This window comes from Qipengyuania sp. (assembly GCF_048550555.1).
In the GTDB taxonomy this organism is placed as follows: domain Bacteria; phylum Pseudomonadota; class Alphaproteobacteria; order Sphingomonadales; family Sphingomonadaceae; genus Qipengyuania.
Genome location: NZ_JBLYYF010000009.1, coordinates 1 through 17,621, shown reverse-complemented (window position 1 = coordinate 17,621; position 17,621 = coordinate 1). Strand labels below are relative to the sequence as shown.

Genomic DNA, 17,621 nt, shown 5'->3' with positions numbered 1-17,621 from the left:
ATGCCCGCCCAGATCATCCAGGAAAACACCACGCCCTTCGGCAAGGTCGTGATCGACCCCGTTACGCTCGACATCATCGAGAACGCGCTGCGCAATGCCCGGATCGAGATGGATGCGACGCTGGTGCGTACCGCCATGTCGCCCGGCATTCGCGAACAGGGCGATGCCTTCCCGCTGATCGCCGATCCCGACGGCAAGATGATCGTCGGCCAATTCGGCAGTTTCATCGACGGCTTCCTCAAGGGCTTCGACGGGACGATCGAGGACGGGGATATGATCTTCCTGTCCGATCCCTATTCCTGCGAGGGCGCAATCAGCCATTCGAACGACTGGCTGGTGCTGCTGCCGGTCTACAAGGACGGTCGCCTGCTCGCCTGGACCGCCATGTTCGGCCACCAGAGCGATATCGGCGGCAAGGTCGTCGGCTCCATGCCTATCGATGCCAAGTCGATCTTCGAGGAAGGCGTGCGCATTCCGCCGGTGAAGATCTGGCGCAAGGGCGAATACAACGAAGACCTGATGAAGCTGGTCATGCACCAGACGCGCAAGCCCGACTGGTGCCAGGCCGATCTCAACGCGCTCATCGCCTCCTGCCGCGTCGCCGCCAACCGCGTGGTGGAAATGGCGAACCGCTTCGGCGACGATGTCTATGTCTCGGCGACGAAGGAACTGCTGGCGCGCAACCACCGCGCGATGAAGGCGCTGATCGGGATGGCGGTGGCCGAGGAACCGGTCAGCTTCGAGGACTACATCTGCGACGACGGGCTCGGCTTTGGCCCCTACAGGATCAAGTGCACCATGTGGCGCGAGGGCGACAAGGTGATCCTCGATTTCGAGGGCACCGACCCGCAGAGCGCGGCCTCGATCAACTTCTATCTCAACGAGAACATGTTCAAGATGTTCTTCGGCATCTACATGATCATGGTCTTCGATCCGCAGATCCTGTTCAACGACGGGTTCTACGACCTGATCGAGGTCCGCATCCCCGAAGGATCGCTCCTCAAGCCTAAGTTCCCGGCAGCCCTGTCGGGTCGCACCCATGCTCTCGGGCGTATCTTCGATATCCTCGGCGGACTATTGGGGCAGAAGACCCCTGAGTTCCTCAATGCCGCGGGTTTCAGCTCCTCCCCCCACCTGTTCTATTCCGGCTGGGACAACCGGGAGGGGCGCGAAGGCGAGTGGTTCCAGCTCTTCCAGATCGGCTTCGGCGGCATTCCCGGCAGGCCATTGGGCGACGGGCCGGACGGCCATTCGCTATGGCCCGGCTTCACCAACGTGCCGAACGAATTCCTCGAACGCTACTTCCCGATGCGCATCGAGCGCTACGAGACAGAGCCCGACAGCGGCGGGGCGGGCCTGCACCGCGGCGGCAACGGCATCCACATGACCTACCGCTTCCTCGCCGACGGGCAGATCGGCATCCACGACGACCGCTGGTTCGTGCCCCCCTGGGGCGTCAACAACGGCCTGCCGGGCATGCGGGCGAGAAAGGTCCTCGAACGCGCCGATGGCACGACCGAGATCGTCGGCAATAAGGCCGACGACATCGCCGTGCGCGCGGGCGACCAGCTGCATTACATCACCTGGGGCGGCGGCGGCTGGGGTGATCCGCTCGACCGCGATCCGGCGATGGTCGGGCTGGAGATCAGACAGGGGCTGGTGACGCCTGAAGGCGCGCGGGACTACGGCGTCGTCGCCGATACCAGCGGAACGGTCGACGAGGCTGCGACGGCCTCCCTGCGCGACGCGATGCGGGCTGCGCGCGTGGAGGACAAGTTGTTCGACTACGGCCCCTCGATCGAGGAGCTGCGCGCCAATTGCCAGGCGGAGACCGGGCTCAACGCCCCGGTGCAGCCCGAATGGGCCCACGTCCGGATGGCGGAGGCAGCTGAGTGACCTCGGTTTCGCCCGGTGCCCTTGCCGGCCTGCGCGTGGTCGAACTCGGCCAGCTGCTCGCCGGGCCATTCTGCGGCCAGCTGCTCGGCGACATGGGCGCCGAAGTCATCAAGGTCGAGCCGCCCGGCGCGGGCGATCCCATGCGCGTCTGGGGCCAGGGCGAGGAAAAGGTACAGTGGGAGGTCATCGGCCGCAACAAGCGCTCGGTCACCTGCAACCTGCGCGTTGCCGAGGGCCAGGCGCTCGCCCGCCAGCTGATCATGACCGCCGATATCGTGATCGAGAACTTCAAGCCAGGCACGCTCGAAAAATGGGGCTTGGGGCCGGACGAATTACTCCGCGAGAAGCCCTCGCTCATCATCGCGCGCATGTCGGGATACGGACAGGACGGCCCCTATTCGGATCGCGCCGGCTTCGGCGGCATCGGCGAGGCGATGGGCGGCTGGCGCTATGTCGTGGGCGAGTCCGACCGACCGCCGGCGCGCATGGGCATCTCGATCGGCGATACGCTTTGTGCCACCTACGGCACGATGGGCGTGCTCGCCGCGTTGCATCACCGCGAAAAGACAGGCGAGGGTCAGGTGATCGACACGGCGCTTTATGAGGCCGTGCTGCAGGTGATGGAGGGGCTCGTCCCCGAATACGACTACAACGGCTACATCCGCGAACGCTCCGGGTCGATCCTGCCCGGAATCGCCCCCTCGAACGTCTACACCTGCAAGGACGGCCCGTTCATGATCGGGGCCAACAAGGACGCGATCTTTGCGCGTCTTGCCACCGCGATGGGTCAGCCCGAGCTCGCCGACGATCCACGCTACGCGACCCATCTCGCCCGTGGCGAAAACCAGACCGAGCTGGACGCGCTGGTCAACGCGTGGACAGCGACGTTGACGATCGACGAGGTCGATGCGCTGATGATCGAACACTCGATCCCCGCAGGCCGTGTCTATACGGCGAGGGAGATGCTGGCCGATCCGCATTTCCAGGCGCGCGAGGCGATCATCAAGGTCGAGACCGAGACTCGCGGCCCGATCAAGATGCAGAACGCCTTCCCGAAATTTTCGAAGACGCCGTCGTCGGTCAGGCGACCGGCCCCGTCGCGGCCGGGCCAGGACAATGCAGCGATCTACGGCGAACTACTCGGCATCGATGCTGGGGAGTTGGAGGCCATGCAAGCGCAGGGTGTGGTCTGATGGGAGACGATAACCTCGGCACCAACTACGCCACGACTTATGACGGGCACTTGAAGCCCGGCAGCCTCCCTGCCCTGCTGCTGGTCGACATGGTGCAGGCCTATACGGCCGAAGGGTCGCCGTTCTACTGCCCCAGCGCCGACGCTGCGTTGCAGGTTGCGGCAAAGCTCGCGGACGCCGCGCGCAGCGTAGGCCGACCGGTGATTTTCACCAAAGTGGAATATGAGCCGGGCGGCGCGAACGGAGGCCTGTTCTATCGCAAGGTCCCCGCGCTGAAGTCTTTCGATGTTGGCTCTCCATTGGGAGAATTCCCGCCTGCCTTGCAGCCACATGCCGACGACCTGCTCGTCACGAAGCAATACCCCTCGGCCTTCTTCGGAACCCAACTCGCCAGCCGCCTCCGCGCGCTTGGCATCGGCACGCTCCTCATCGGCGGGTTCTCGACCTCGGGCTGTGTCCGTGCAAGCGCTCTCGATGCGCTCCAAAACGAATTCGCGCCATTCGTTGTGCGCGACGCCTGCGCTGATCGCCACGAAGCTCCGCACGAAGCAAACCTGTTCGACCTGCAGGCGAAATATGCAGAGGTCATAAATCTCGCCGAGGCGCTAACCATCATCCGCGATGGATCGGACTAGGGCCGCGTCCGACAAGAGGTTTGCGCAAACAGGCTCAAGCATTTTCTCCTTCGGAATTATAACGTTTAGGACTATTTACGCCGAGGCGCGCCTAGTTCCAGAAGGAATATTCCAATGGATCCTTCGGATCTCACTGCTGGCTACAAGGTCGCCGATCCTGAGATTGACCCAGTCACGGCCGCGTAACCTGCTGTCGATTGCGAGATCGAACAACGCGCGGTCTCTGGTCCGTTGCTCGCATTCGAGAAAGAAGCTAACCGCCCATATCTGCTACTGAGACAGTGGTCGCTTGGTCCCGACTTTCTTTCCTGCATTCAAAGGTGCTCAATCCTGTATCGGCGGATCATAGTGTGAGTAGCACATGGCATTTCTTCTCTGCCAAGGATTGGCCAATTGGAGAACGCGAAGGCACCCGATCTCAAGCAAATCTTACGACAGCTTCTCGGCAACGGGAAGGATGCTCGCTACGGTCGAAATGGGGGCGCAAAGCCGACGGGCGGCTTTCTACCGGAAGTGGTCAATCAGCTAGTACGGATTCTATGCGGCAGTCATCGAGACCGATAGGACGAAGCAATCGTCTGCTCGATACCTCTATTGGTTCCCCCAACTGTTGGAGAGTGGCTGACGCCGGAAGGTGAAAACACGGCGTTACTTCAGTCATGACGTAATAGGGAGGTTGCAGGCATCTCATCTCCTTGTCAGAGTGAGACCTATGAGCGCAGGTGCGATCCTGGGACAAAGCGCCGAGACCTCCGAACCCAAGCGCGGGGAGCCGCGTCACAGCATCAATCTATTGGTCGGGGTTCATCAGGGACCCGATCACGGCAATGCACAAATCCTGAATATTTCGCGCAGCGGTTTCTTGCCCCCAGGCAGGCCTCTCCGGCGCCTCGCCGCATTTCAGCGCGTCCAACTCGACCCCGGCGAAACCCGGACTGTCACGCTAGAAATCGACCCGCGCCTCCTCGCCGATTGGGACGAAGACCGGAGGCACATTCGAGGCGGTCGCTATCGCTTTGCCCTCGGCACCTCGGCCAAAGCGCTCGGCGAGCCAGTCGATGTCGTGCTTCCCGAAAGCTTCCTGAACCCCTGAGGTGAGAGAATCGCTCGGCGGCGCGTGCCGCAGGATTCACCTCGCGCATTTGACTTCGTCCAGAGACAAGAGAACCGGCCATCAGGAAGGCCAATTCAACGACTCGTTTCGCTTGCAATCCAAAACCGATAGGGTCGCCATCCCGACGAAGGAAACGAGGGGACCCATGCGCGACCATGAACTCCGCAAGGTAGCTGTCTCGGAAATGCATCTGCGGAGATGGCCCGCAGTCGACGTTCCCAGCACGATCCTGCAGTGGGTTGTGATGGTTTCCGACGACGATCGTGCCGAGGAACTGGCGGCGATCGAGTCAAAGTCGGACCCTCAAGACGCCGGCTTCGCCCCCTCTCACCGGTCCGGCTGGGCGGCGAGCGGCCTCCGCTTTGTCTGGGAGCGTCATAGCGAAGGCAGCAGCCTGACCTACTTTTTGAAGGGCGATTCAGCCGCGCCCCACCCCCAACTCGAAAATGACGAGGCGCTGCGGATCGGCCTCGAATGGGCCAGATCGCTCCCGGGCGAAATCGTCAGGAGTACCCGCATCCTTCTGGTTGCAAACGAAGCGGAGGCGGAACGCATTGTCGCCAGCATCGAGTTCGAGCGGGACGAACTGGTGTCATGCTACGTCGGCTCGGGCGAGATGCGGGTGTGGTCGGATTTCCGGATCAAGCAAGACGGTTTCGGGCTGCTGGTCGTCGCCGCCAACGACACGCACGCCAGCGATCTCACCAGGACGCTGCAACAACTGCAGGAGCTCGGCAACTATCGCAATCGCGCCCTCCTGGGCCTGCCGCTGGCGCGCGAATCCTGGCCGCATCTCAACGCGGCGGAGGCGAGCCTGCGCGACCTTTCGAACCGCGTCGCCAACAGCGCGGAGCCCGACGATCACTTGCTCGACGCGCTCTCCAGTCTGTCGCTCGAACTCGTCAGCCTTTCCACTGCCATGCAATTCCGCATGGACGCGACGAAGGCTTACGCCCAGATCGTCGAAGAGCGGCTGGAGCAGCTCGCCCCGCGAGCGATCGAGGGTTTCTCGTCGCTCGACGATTTTACCCAGCGACGCTTTCACCCTGCCATGAATACCTGTGTGGCCAGCACGGAGCGCCTGCGCGAACTGGCTGTGCGTGCGGAGCAGCTGTCCTCATTGCTACGAGCGCGCGTCGAAACCCGGATCGAGAGCCAGAACGCGGACCTCCTCGCGTCGATGGAGCGCAGCAGCTCGATGCAATTGCGCCTGCAGCAGCTCGTCGAAGGGCTCTCGGTCGTGGCGCTCAGCTACTATGCGCTCGGGCTGGTCAAGATGGCGTTGGATGGCCTTCCGCCAGGCGTTCTGGATGGGGAGTCGAACACGATTGTGGGCATCCTCGTCATCCCCGTCCTGCTGGGCGTCTGGCTCGCGACCTCGCTGGTCAAGAAGCGCGTTCTCCGGAGCCCGCCCAACAAGTAACTTGTCCAGACGAACCGATCCGTCCAGAAGGATTGACACATGGCCCGGTTCCCATTCTCGGCAATCGTCGCGCAGGACGAGATGAAGCTGGCGCTGCTGATTGCGGCGACCGATCCCGCTATCGGCGGCGTGATGGTCTTCGGTGACCGGGGCACGGGAAAGTCCACCGCCGCACGCGCGCTGGCCGCATTGCTCCCGCCGATGACCATCGCCGAAGGATGCCGCTACCATTGCCGCCCCGACGAGCGCGGGACCTGCCCGGACCCCTGCAGCTCGCAGCGCAAACGAAAGGTCGCGGTGCCCTTCGTCGACCTGCCGTTGGGCGCGACCGAAGATCGCGTTCTCGGCGCGCTCGATCTCGAACGCGCATTGCGCGCTGGCGAAAAGGCGTTCGAGCCCGGCCTGCTGGCCAAAGCGCATCGCGGGTTCCTCTATATCGACGAGATCAATTTGCTCGAGGACCACCTCGTCGACCTGCTGCTCGACGTGGCCGCATCGGGCGAAAACCTGGTCGAGCGCGAGGGGCTGTCAGTCCGTCATCGCGCGCAGTTCGTCCTCATTGGCAGCGGGAACCCTGAGGAAGGGGAGTTGCGTCCGCAGCTGCTCGACCGGTTCGGTCTTTCGGTCGAAGTGCGCACGCCCGATGCAATCGAGCAGCGCGTCGAGATCATGCGGCGCTGTGCGGCACACGAGGCCGACCCGGACAGCTTCGCGGCCTCTTGGGAGGCCGAAGACGACAAGGTCCTCAGGCGGATCGCGCGTGGGCAGAAGAAACTCACCTCATTGAACGTGCCCGACGATGTCATGGCGGACATGGCCGAGTTGTGCCGCGCGGTCGGTGCCGATGGGCTGCGCGGCGAACTCACGCTGATGCGGGCGGCGCGCGCACTCGCCGCGCTCAATGGCGCGAAATCCGTGCGCAGGGAGCATCTCCTCGAAGTGGCGCCGATGGCGCTGCGCCACCGGTTGCGCCGCGACGTCCTCGACGAAGTCGGCTCGACGGTCCGGATCGAGCGAGCAATTTCAGTGCTGTTTGGATGAGTACGGGCGAGGCCTTCGACGATGCCTCGCTCGCCCTCGACCTGTTTCTCGTTGCGCCCAGTCAACTTGGCGGGCTGGTCCTGCGCGGCCCCGGTCCTGCACGCGAGCCACTGGTCGAGCGGCTGCAACAGGCGATGCCGGTCCGTCGCCTGCCCACGAACATCGACGACGAGCGTCTGCTAGGAGGAATCGATCTCGCGGCCAGCCTTGCAGCAGGGCGGAGCGTTGGGCACGCCGGCTTGCTGGCCGAAGCGCGCGGCGGCGTCTTGCTCGTGCAGCGCGCCGAGCGGCTGAACGATGCCATTGCCGGGCGGATGGCGCAGGCAATGGATGGTCGCGATGGTGGCTTCAGCCTTGTCCTGCTCGACGACGGTATCGGCGACGAACAGGCCCCGCCCTCGGCCTTGGTAGAGCGCGTGGCATTTTCGATCGATCTGACCGGGGTGCGCCTCGCGCCCGTCCGTTCGCCGCCGGCCGCATTGCCGGTCGCACAAGTCGAAGCCGGCGAGGGTGAGGCCTTGGCAACCTTGGCTGGGCTCGCAACCCTCCTCGGCATAGGGTCGGTCAGAGCGCTCATGTTTGCCCTGACGGCTGCGCGAGCGCATGCCGCGCTCAACCGTCGATCCAGCCTTGCCGAGGAGGACCTGAGCGCGGCGGCCCGCCTGGTGCTCGCTCCGAGGGCGACGCGTCTTCCGCCGGCTCCCGAGGCTGAGGAAGAAAGCCAGCCGGAGCCACAATCCTCCGATGCGCAAGCCAAGGGTGGTGAGGACGATAGCGGAAGGTCGGAGTCCGCAGAGGAAAGGATCCTCGAGGCGGTCGTGGCGGCAATACCCGCCGATCTGTTGGCGCGGCTGGCCAACGGGGCCGCGCGTCGCGGATCGAACGGCAGCGGCGGCGGGCGCAGGGCAAAGTCGAAACTGCGCGGGAAACCGCTGGGAGCAAGGCCTGGAATGCCCCGGGGCGGCGCGCGTCTGGCACTGATCGACACGCTACGCGCGGCCGTCCCCTGGCAGCCGCTGCGCAGACGCGAAGCGGGCGAAGCCGCCGCGTCCGGCCTTCTGGTTCGCAAGGTGGATCTCAGGGTTCGGCGCTTCGAGGACCGGTCGGTTGCCGTCACCATCTTCTGCGTCGATGCCTCGGGTTCTGCCGCAATGGCTCGCCTTGCCGAGGCCAAGGGGGCAGTCGAACTGATGCTGGCGCAGGCCTATATCACGCGGAGCGAGGTGGCCCTGATCGCCTTTCGCGCCCATGGCGCGGACCTGCTGCTGCCGCCGACCCGCTCGCTGACGCGCGCAAGGAGAGCACTCGCTGACTTGCCGGGAGGGGGCGGCACGCCGCTGGCCTCGGGAATTACGGCAGCGCGCAAGCTGGCCGAAACCGTCGCCTCGCACGGCGCCACACCCTTTCTCGTCTTCCTCACCGATGGCAGCGCCAATATCGCTGCCGACGGGATCCCGGGACGCGCGCAGGCCCGCGAGGATGCGGAAGTGGCCGCTCGTGCAGTCGCCACGCGGGGCGTTGCCGCGCTTGTACTCGACATAGCGCCACGGCCGCGGCCCGAAGCCGAGGCGCTCGCGCGCACCATGCGCGCTCGCTACCTGCCGCTTCCGGTTGCGGACGCCTCGGCAGTCCGGCGGGCAGTCGAAGCGGCGCGTCCTTCGCCGCAGGCAGCTTGAGCGCGCTGCGCTGGGACCGCGAGGGCCGCGATTGGCCCAACCGCGAGACGAGCCGGTTCATAGAGGCAGCAGGATTACGGTGGCACGTGCAGATCGCCGGATCGGGCCCCGTCCTCCTGTTGCTCCACGGCACCGGGGCATCGACCCATAGCTGGCGCGACATGCTCGGTCCGCTGGCCCAGAGGTTCACCGTCATCGTGCCCGACCTGCCTGGCCATGGCTTTACGTCCGGCAGGCTGTCGAAGGGTCCCACCCTGCCCGCTGTTGCCGACGCAGTGCGCTGCCTGGTCGAGGAACTCGGCGAACAGCCCGCACTGGTTGCAGGTCACTCGGCCGGTGCAGCGATCGCGCTGCAGATGACCGTGCGCTCGTCATGCCCGACGATCGGCTTCAGCCCCGCGCTGATGCCCTTTCCCGGCCTCGCCGCGCGCCTCTTCCCCGCGCTCGCCAAAGTGCTGTTCGTCAATCCCTTCGTGCCTTCGATTTTCGCCCGTATGGCGCGCGGCTCCGGCGAGACCGAGCGCTTCCTCCACCGCGCGACGCAGTCGCGGATCGATGCCACGGGCTTGCGCTGCTATGCGACCCTGCTGGGAAACAGCGAACACTGTGCAGGCGCCTTGGCAATGATGGCCAATTGGGATCTCGCGGCGCTGGCCAATCGGCTGCCGACAATCGACGCCCCGGTCATGCTCGCACACGGGACCCACGATAGCGCCGTACCCCTGTCGTCGGTGGAAGACGCATGCCGATTGCTGCGCGATTGCCGTCTGGTGGGATTCGAAGGCCTGGGCCACCTCGCCCACGAGGAAGCACCGCGTCGGGCAGTCGAGCTTGTCCAGGACTTCGCCGCGCAGCACGCGATCGTCGAGACAGAGGGAGCCTGACCGTGGGCAGTTTTTCGGATCATTTCGGCTGGGTCGAGATCATCTTCACCGCCGTGATCGCGCTCGGCTTCAGTGTCTATCAGTTGTGGTCGGTCAACCGCGAGATCGCCCGTGACCGCGAAGAGAAGAAGCGCGAGTCAAGCGAGACGGGGCATGCGGTAGGGGAGCATGAACTGGACGATCGGTGAGGAGAAGCGGTCGAGATCGAGGCTTTCCTGCACCGCCGTGACCTGCTCCCCGAACAGCCGCGAATGCAGGCGCGATCGGGCGTAGAACGGTGCGTCTTCCCATGTCCTGATGACGCCCGCGGACCCGTGATCTGCCCGCGTCTTGCGCTCCATCTGCCAGAGCGTGTTCGGCAGCGGGGCTACCAGCGGCAAGTCTTCCTGCACCGGGGTGCCATCGGGCTCGAAGCGCAAGGCGCTCGCAAAGGCCGTGCCGTCGCGCCGAATGCCTTCGTAGCAGACCGCCGCACCGCGCCTGGTGTGTGCCCGCGACCAGTGCCAGACCCGAAAGCCTTCTTCGAGCGACTCGCTGCCGAAATTCGAATCCAAATACCCCGCCCCGCACCATCGCAGGCCCGGTTTTTCCATCGTCACTTCCACGCGAGCCCGCGGCGCAATGCAGTGCCAGCTGTGCCGACCGCCGGGGTCGAGCGCGAAGCCGGTCGGGTTGAGTGCCTCGGGGATCACCCGCACGCGGCCGCAGACCCTCCGTTGCCACGGCACGCCAAGTCGCTTGTCGCGCTCCTCAATGTGGATTTCGAGCGCGTCGCCGGTCCAGCACACCGCGCTTGGCCCGATCTGCAGCACGTCGCTCTCCCGCTCGACCGCGCGGCGGCCGCGTTCGGTCATCGTCCAGCGCGCGCGCGGGCCATAGAGGGCGACATTGAGGGCCGAATGATCGACCGGGTCGTGCCGTCCGCTTCGCTTGTAATAGGGGGAGAATACGCTCCCCAGGAAGGCGATGATCGTCAGCCCGTGCCTTCCGTCGTCACTGATCGCATCGACATACCACCAGCCATAGCCACCGGGTGGAATCGCCTCATCGAAGCGAGGTCGCGCATCACCTGCTGTGCCGCGAGGCGCCCGGACAAGGCGGCCATCGGCACGCCCGCTCCCGGGTGGGTGCTTCCACCCGCGCAATAGAGCCCAGGGATCCACGTCCGCGTGCCCTGCCGGAGGAAGGAGGCCGCCCAGCCGTGCGAGGCCCGTCCATAGATCGCTCCTCCGGTCGAGGGCGAAAGGTCCGCGAACTCGTTCGGCGTCACCATCGTATGCGGAAAGGCTTCCTCCAGCTCCAGCCCGCATCGGGCGAGGCTGCGCTGCATGGCCCTGGTGCATCGTTCTCTCTCCTTGGATGAATAGGTGTGCGTATCGCCATTGGCGGGGGCGTTGACGATGATCTGCAGCCTTTCTCGGCCATCGATGGGTTCGCTGCCGGCTGCGCCCCGATCCTGCGCGCAAACGTATACGCTTGGGTCAGCGGGCGGGCAGCCCGCACCAATGTCGGCGAATTCGCGGCGGTAGTCGGGCGAGAAAAACACATTGTGGCGGGATAGGGCAAAGCCGTTGGTGCGCGTACGGGCCAGCCAGACCATTGCCGATAGCGAGCGGTTCGCCGGCTTCATCGGCGATGCCGCGCGTGCCGCCTCCGCTCCAAACGCGCCCGATCCCAGCGCCGCAGGATCGGCGTTCACCATCACGGCGTCGGCGTCGATCCGATCGCCATCGGCAAGGACCACTCCGCAGGCGCGTCCGCGTTCGACGACGATCCGATCGACCGCCTGGCCCAAACGAAAGCGTGCTCCGTGCTCTTCGGCCACGCGCCTCAGGGCATTTGCAAGCGAGTTCATCCCGCCGTCGATGAGCCACACGCCTTGCGCTTCGACATGGGCGATGAGCATGAGAGTTGCCGGTGTGGCGAAGGGCGACGAGCCGCAATAGGTCGCGTAGCGCGCGAACATCTGGCGCAGACGCGAATCCGCAAAATGTTCGCCAAGAACCTTCCACAGGCTCTCGTAGGGACGGATCGCGATCAGATCGCCGACGCGCCACAGGCCGATGCGCCACATCAACGGAAGCGGCCAGCTGACCTTGTCGGCGCGCAGCATGCTGTTCTCGAGGATCGAATAGATCCGGGCGGATTCCTTCCGGAAGGTCCGGTATCCCTGTGCCGCTGCTGACCCGGCGAAGTCGCCGATCGCCTCCTCGCTCTGCAAGGGATCGGCATATAGGTTCAGCCTGTCGTCGGGTCTCCAGGCGTGGCGGGCGATGACGGATGCCTGGTTCACCGTCACATAATCGTCGAGACGTCGGCTGGCGGACCGGAAGACGTCGTCGAAGACGTCGCGCAGCGTGAAGACGGTCGGACCGGCGTCGACCGGCACGCCCTCCACCGGCAATTGGCGGGCCTTCCCGCCGACATGAGCGAGCTTGTCCGCCACGACCACGTCGACGCCCGCAGCAGCCAGCCGGACGGCGCTGGCCAGCCCGCCCATTCCCGCTCCCACGATGACGACGCGACCTGACACACATCACTCCCTTCGCCGAATACATTTGACCTTTACATACACGATGTCCAATCATTTGGACATATGGGCGATGGTGAGGCCTCTGAATTCCGTCAATTTCGCATTCGGCTGCGGCGACGCTGGATTGCCCTGCGAAATGCCGTCATCGGCAGCCCGAGTTTCCAAGGACACGCCGCGCGCAATCCTTTCCTGCGCCCGGTAGCACGACGGCGTTCGGCCGCGCTCTTCGACCTGGTAGCGGGCTTCGCCTACACGCAAATCCTGCGTGCAACCGTCGAGGCCGGGTTGATCGACCTTCTTGCACGCGGCCCGATCGCGACCAAGGACATAGCCGCCGCATGCGAGATGCAGGTCGATGCCGCGCAACGCCTGCTGCGCTCGGCGCAGGCTCTTGAGCTCGTGGAAGACGTCGGCGACGAGTGCTGGATGCTCGGAGAACAGGGCGCTGCGCTCCACGCCAATCCCGGCGCGCAAGCCATGATCAGGCACCACGCCCTGCTCTATCGCGACCTTGCCGAGCCGCTCGAGCTACTGCGCAATCGCCCGGTCGGGCCTACCCATCTCTCACGGTTCTGGGACTATGCAAACCCCGCGATCGATGCGGGCGAGTACAGCGCATTGATGGCTTCCTCCCAGGAAATGGTCGCCGATCAGGTAATTGTCAGTGGGGTGCTGAAGCACTTCGATACGATTCTTGATGTCGGCGGTGGCCTGGGCGTGTTCGCCGGAAAGGTCCTGGCGCAGTACCCCGACAAACGGGTGGGGATATTCGATCTTCCCGAGGTGCTCTCGAAGGGATCTCGGGAAGCCGAGGTCGACTCGGCTGCCGGCCACCTCGCCCTTCACCCAGGCAACTTCTTCACCGACCCACTCCCGGCGGCTTACCAATGCATCACTCTGGTTCGCATCCTGCACGATCACGATGACGACAAGGCGATCGCCCTCCTCCGCGCGGTCCATGCAGCCCTGCCTCCCGGAGGCACTCTCGTGATCGCCGAGCCGATGGCGGGCGTCGCCGGGGCCGAGCGCATGGGCGAGGCCTATTTCGGCCTCTATCTATGGGCCATGCAAAGCGGGCGCCCTCGCCGCACCGACGAAATCGGCACCATGATCGAACAAGCCGGATTTCGATCCTGGCGCAAGCTTGGCACCAACCTTCCGGTGATAACCTCGCTTATTGTCGCTATTGCCTGACAATCTAAACTGTAATGTTGGATTGACACTTAGGGCTAAAGGCCTAAGGTGACACTGCGCCAATGCACCTCTTCGTGCGCTGGCGTCGGGTCAACCAACAATAAGGGGGACGGGCCTGCGAGATGGATGCACTGGCAGTCATAGTAGAGGCACCGCGGCGCCTGGCGCTCCGGACGCTCGACCTGATTCCGCCAGGTCCCTCAGACCTTGTCGTCGAAGCCCATTGGAGCGGCATTAGCAGCGGGACGGAGAAATTGCTCTGGACCGGTGAAATGCCGCGCTTCCCCGGCATGGGCTATCCGCTCGTTCCCGGTTACGAAACGGTCGGCCGCGTCGTGGATGCAGGCGACCAGGTGCGTGGCAGGATCGGCGACTGGGTCTTCGTCCCGGGCGCCAATTGCTACACCGATGCCCGTGGCCTGTTCGGCGGGACCGCGCGCACGCTGGTGGTTCCTTCGGCCCGCGCCTTCCCGATCGCCGAGTCGCTCGGCGTCGACGGCATCCTCTTCGCGCTGGCCGCAACGGCCCATCATGCTCTCGCGGCGGGCAACCCGCCGGACCTCATCGTGGGGCACGGTGTGCTTGGGCGGCTGCTTGCGAGGCTGACGATCGCGGCGGGAGCGCCGCCGCCGACTGTCTGGGACAACAAGGAATGCCGCCGCCAGGGCGCGCGGGGATACGAGGTTATCGCCCCCAAGGACGATACGCGGAGCGACTATCGCACGATCTACGACGTCAGCGGTTTTGCCGACGGGCTCGACTCCCTGGTCGGCAAGCTGGCGAAGGGGGGCGAGATCGTCCTCGCCGGTTTCTACGCCAATCGCCTCAATTTCGCCTTCGCCCCTGCATTCCAGGCCGAAGCGCGCATGCGTGTCGCCGCCGAATGGGGGCCGGACGACCTCGCATCGACCCGCGCGATGATCGAGTCGGGCGATCTCGCGCTCGACGGACTGGTCTCGGACGTGATGCCCGCGGACCAGGCGGAGCAGGCCTATCCCCACGCGCTCCTCGATCCCGACTGCCTCAAGATGGTTCTCGACTGGAGAGAAATCGCATGACGATGCTCGAAACCGATACGGCCCTGCGCGAGGAGGCGGCGATCGAGCCGGACCCCGTGCACACCGGAGAGGTGAAGAAGGAAACGCAGATCATCGCGATCTACGGCAAGGGCGGATCGGGCAAGAGCTTCGCCCTGTCCAACCTCAGCTACATGATGGCGCAGCAAGGCAAGCGCGTCCTGCTGATCGGCTGCGATCCCAAGAGCGACACCACCAGCCTGTTGTTCGGCGGCAAGAGTTGCCCGACGATCATCGAGACGAGTTCGAAGAAGAAGCTCGCCGGCGAGGAGGTGACCATCGAGGACGTCTGCTTCCAGCGCGACGGCGTCTTCGCGATGGAACTCGGTGGCCCCGAAGTCGGTCGCGGCTGCGGTGGTCGTGGGATCATCCATGGCTTCGAGCTGATGGAAAAACTGGGCTTCCACGATTGGGGTTTCGACTACGTCCTGCTCGATTTCCTCGGCGATGTCGTCTGCGGCGGCTTCGGCCTGCCGATCGCGCGCGACATGTGCCAGAAGGTGATCGTCGTCGGCTCGAACGACCTCCAGTCGCTCTATGTCGCGAACAACGTCTGCAAGGCGGTCGAATATTTCCGCAAGATGGGCGGCAACGTCGGCGTCGCGGGCATGATCATCAACAAGGACGACGGCACCGGCGAGGCGCAGGGCTTCGCCGAAGCGGTCGGCATTCCGGTGCTCACCGCGATCCCCGCGAACGAGGACATTCGCCGCAAATCGGCCAATTACCAGATCATCGGCACCCCCGGCGGTCAGTGGGGCGGGCTATTCGAGCAGCTCGCCACCAATGTCGCCGAGGCGCCGCCGCGCCAGCCCACTCCCCTCGACCAGGACGGGTTGCTTGGCCTGTTCTCCCCGGAGGAGACCGGAGGCGACATCAAGCTCGTCCCGGCGACCCAGGCCGACATGCGCGGCGGCAGCTTCGAACCGAAAGCCAGTCTCGAGGTCATCTATGACGAGGTCTGAGGAATGACCGACCTCGGCACCCCGGTGCGTGAGCGCGACAGGCTCGACGTGGGCGAGGCCGACGAGGGTGGCTGCGCAAATTCCGAGACCATGCGCGACGCGGCGCGCAAGGCGGGCAAGAGCGACGTTCTCGATCGCTACGCGGAAGACTATCCCGTCGGTCCGCACGACCAGCCGCAGAGCATGTGCCCGGCTTTCGGGTCGTTGCGCGTCGGCCTCAGGATGCGGCGCACGGCGACCGTGCTTTCCGGCTCGGCCTGCTGCGTCTACGGCCTCACCTTCACCTCGCATTTCTATGGCGCCCGCCGGACCGTCGGCTACGTTCCGTTCAACTCCGAAACGCTGGTCACGGGCAAGCTGTTCGAGGACATCAAGGAAGCGGTCGAGAATCTCGCCGATCCCGCGAACTACGACGCGATCGTCGTCACCAATCTGTGCGTGCCCACTGCGAGCGGTGTTCCGCTGCGGCTGCTCAAAAAGCAGATCAACGGTGTGCGCATCATCGGAATAGACGTCCCGGGCTTCGGCATTCCAACCCATGCCGAAGCGAAGGACGTCTTGGCGGGCGCCATGCTCGCCTATGCGCGCGAGGAGGCCGCTGCCGGCCCCGTCGCAGCACCGCGCGAACGATCGGACAGGCCTACCGTGACTCTCCTGGGCGAGATGTTCCCGGCCGACCCGGTTGGCATCGGCATGATGCTGGCGCCACTGGGCCTTGCGGCAGGTCCGGTCGTTCCCACGCGCGAATGGCGCGAGCTCTACTCGGCACTGGATTGCGCGGCGGTCGCAGCCATCCATCCGTTCTACACGGCCAGTGTCCGCGAGTTCGAAGCGGCCGGTCGTTCGGTCGTCGGTTCCGCCCCGGTGGGCGCGGAGGGGACGGCGGCGTGGCTCGACGCCATCGGCTCGGCCTGCGGTATCAAACAGAGCAGCGTAGATGACGCAAAGGACCGCTTTGTCGCCGCTATCCGTGGTGCCCTCGCCGCCACCCCCATCCGGGGCAGAATCACCGTTTCGGGTTACGAAGGCTCCGAACTGCTGGTCGCGCGGCTGCTGATCGAAAGCGGCGCGGACGTGCCCTATGTCGGGACAGCCTGCCCCAAGACGCGCTGGTCTGATCCGGATCGCGAATGGCTCGAGGCGAAGGGCGTGCGCGTCAACTACCGCGCCAGCCTGGAGGACGACATCGCCGCGGTCGATGAATTCGGCCCCGACCTCGCTATCGGCACGACTCCGGTGGTCCAGCATGCCAAGCAGCGGGCAATTCCGGCGCTCTACTTCACAAACCTGATCTCGGCCCGCCCGCTGATGGGCCCGGCGGGTGCAGGCAGCCTGGCACAGGTCATCAACGGTGCGCTCGCCAACAAGGACCGCATGGCCAGGATGAGCGAGTTCTTCGACGGCGTCGGCACCGACCATGCTGCCGGTGTGTGGGAAGACACCCCGCAGGACCGCCCGCAGTTCAAGAAGAAATACGCAGCACTCAACGAAGCGGCCCGCAAGGCGGCCGAGGCGGTGGGCACATGACGCTCGTCCTCGATCACGACCGCGCCGGCGGTTACTGGGGCGCGGTCTACGTCTTCACCGCGGTCAAGGGGCTGCAGGTCGTCATCGACGGGCCGGTCGGCTGCGAGAACCTGCCGGTCACCAGCGTGCTGCATTATACCGACGGGCTGCCGCCGCACGAGCTGCCGATCGTGGTCACCGGGCTCGGCGAGGAAGAGCTCGGCAAGACCGGCACCGAGGGCGCGATGAAGCGCGCGTGGCAGACGCTCGATCCGGAGTTGCCCGCCGTGGTGGTCACCGGGTCGATCGCCGAGATGATCGGCGGCGGGGTTACGCCCGAAGGGACCAATATCAAGCGCTTCCTGCCGCGCACCATCGACGAGGATCAGTGGCAGAGCGCCGACCGCGCGCTGAGCTGGCTGTGGACCGAGTTCGGACCCAAGAAGGTGCCCGAGCGCAAGCAGCTGAAGGAGGGCGAGAAGCCC

General features: G+C 65.1%; 15 protein-coding genes and 1 pseudogene. 14 read left to right on the top strand and 2 right to left on the bottom strand.

Features of this window, described 5'->3' with window-relative positions; genetic code table 11:
- The 9 genes from ACN4E0_RS01455 (at nucleotide 1) to ACN4E0_RS01415 (ending at nucleotide 10,050) form a co-directional block, all read left to right on the top strand.
- A complete protein-coding gene (locus tag ACN4E0_RS01455) occupies nucleotides 1-1,896 on the top strand; it encodes a hydantoinase B/oxoprolinase family protein (RefSeq protein ID WP_419564773.1) in 1,896 nt (631 codons plus the stop codon).
- A complete protein-coding gene (locus tag ACN4E0_RS01450) occupies nucleotides 1,893-3,089 on the top strand; it encodes a CaiB/BaiF CoA transferase family protein (protein ID WP_419564771.1) in 1,197 nt (398 codons plus the stop codon). The genes ACN4E0_RS01455 and ACN4E0_RS01450 overlap by 4 nt, the downstream gene beginning before the upstream one ends.
- A 50-nt stretch (nucleotides 3,090-3,139) precedes the next feature.
- A complete protein-coding gene (locus tag ACN4E0_RS01445; protein ID WP_419564769.1) occupies nucleotides 3,140-3,724 on the top strand; it encodes an isochorismatase family protein in 585 nt (194 codons plus the stop codon).
- Nucleotides 3,725-4,436: 712 nt separating this feature from the next.
- Nucleotides 4,437-4,817: a fibronectin type III-like domain-contianing protein gene (locus ACN4E0_RS01440; RefSeq protein WP_419564765.1), complete on the top strand. Its 381-nt coding sequence runs from the start codon at nucleotides 4,437-4,439 to the stop codon at nucleotides 4,815-4,817.
- Nucleotides 4,818-4,983: 166 nt separating this feature from the next.
- Nucleotides 4,984-6,261 carry a DUF3422 family protein gene (locus tag ACN4E0_RS01435; protein WP_419564762.1) on the top strand — a complete coding sequence of 426 codons (1,278 nt, stop codon included), beginning with the start codon at nucleotides 4,984-4,986 and terminating at the stop codon, nucleotides 6,259-6,261.
- 39 nt (nucleotides 6,262-6,300) lie between these two features.
- A complete protein-coding gene (bchI, locus tag ACN4E0_RS01430) occupies nucleotides 6,301-7,302 on the top strand; it encodes a magnesium chelatase ATPase subunit I (protein WP_419564759.1) in 1,002 nt (333 codons plus the stop codon).
- Nucleotides 7,299-8,978, top strand: coding sequence for a magnesium chelatase subunit D (locus ACN4E0_RS01425; RefSeq protein ID WP_419564756.1), 1,680 nt, complete (start codon nucleotides 7,299-7,301; stop codon nucleotides 8,976-8,978). Before bchI ends, ACN4E0_RS01425 begins: the two co-directional genes overlap by 4 nt.
- Nucleotides 8,975-9,862: an alpha/beta fold hydrolase BchO gene (gene bchO / locus ACN4E0_RS01420; protein ID WP_419564753.1), complete on the top strand. Its 888-nt coding sequence runs from the start codon at nucleotides 8,975-8,977 to the stop codon at nucleotides 9,860-9,862. Before ACN4E0_RS01425 ends, bchO begins: the two co-directional genes overlap by 4 nt.
- A 2-nt stretch (nucleotides 9,863-9,864) precedes the next feature.
- The gene (locus ACN4E0_RS01415) at nucleotides 9,865-10,050 is read left to right on the top strand and encodes a hypothetical protein (RefSeq protein WP_419564750.1); all 186 of its coding nucleotides are present in this window, start codon (nucleotides 9,865-9,867) and stop codon (nucleotides 10,048-10,050) included.
- On the opposite strand, the gene ACN4E0_RS01410 is transcribed toward ACN4E0_RS01415, so the two are convergent.
- Together ACN4E0_RS01410 and crtD are read right to left on the bottom strand one after the other, a co-directional pair.
- Complete coding sequence (locus ACN4E0_RS01410) at nucleotides 10,000-10,716, bottom strand: hydroxyneurosporene dehydrogenase (RefSeq protein ID WP_419564748.1); 717 nt, start codon at nucleotides 10,714-10,716, stop codon at nucleotides 10,000-10,002. The two genes, ACN4E0_RS01415 and ACN4E0_RS01410, sit on opposite strands and share 51 nt — an antisense overlap.
- A 119-nt stretch (nucleotides 10,717-10,835) precedes the next feature.
- Nucleotides 10,836-12,374 (bottom strand): 1-hydroxycarotenoid 3,4-desaturase CrtD, encoded by a 1,539-nt coding sequence (gene crtD / locus ACN4E0_RS01405; protein WP_419564867.1) that lies wholly within the window; start codon nucleotides 12,372-12,374, stop codon nucleotides 10,836-10,838.
- 84 nt (nucleotides 12,375-12,458) lie between these two features.
- Here crtD and ACN4E0_RS01400 point away from each other — a divergent pair, with 84 nt between their 5' ends.
- The 5 genes and pseudogenes from ACN4E0_RS01400 to ACN4E0_RS01380 form a co-directional block, all read left to right on the top strand.
- On the top strand, nucleotides 12,459-13,589 hold the full coding sequence (locus ACN4E0_RS01400) for a methyltransferase (RefSeq protein ID WP_419564745.1): 1,131 nt from the start codon (nucleotides 12,459-12,461) through the stop codon (nucleotides 13,587-13,589).
- 122 nt (nucleotides 13,590-13,711) lie between these two features.
- Nucleotides 13,712-14,647, top strand: a complete 936-nt coding sequence (bchC, locus tag ACN4E0_RS01395) for a chlorophyll synthesis pathway protein BchC (RefSeq protein ID WP_419564742.1) — start codon at nucleotides 13,712-13,714, stop codon at nucleotides 14,645-14,647.
- On the top strand, nucleotides 14,644-15,630 hold the full coding sequence (locus ACN4E0_RS01390) for a chlorophyllide a reductase iron protein subunit X (protein WP_419564739.1): 987 nt from the start codon (nucleotides 14,644-14,646) through the stop codon (nucleotides 15,628-15,630). Before bchC ends, ACN4E0_RS01390 begins: the two co-directional genes overlap by 4 nt.
- Before the next feature lie 3 nt (nucleotides 15,631-15,633).
- The gene (bchY, locus tag ACN4E0_RS01385; RefSeq protein ID WP_419564737.1) at nucleotides 15,634-17,157 is read left to right on the top strand and encodes a chlorophyllide a reductase subunit Y; all 1,524 of its coding nucleotides are present in this window, start codon (nucleotides 15,634-15,636) and stop codon (nucleotides 17,155-17,157) included.
- A pseudogene (locus tag ACN4E0_RS01380) lies at nucleotides 17,154-17,621 on the top strand (chlorophyllide reductase subunit Z); the annotation flags it as partial. The gene bchY and the pseudogene ACN4E0_RS01380, both read left to right, overlap by 4 nt.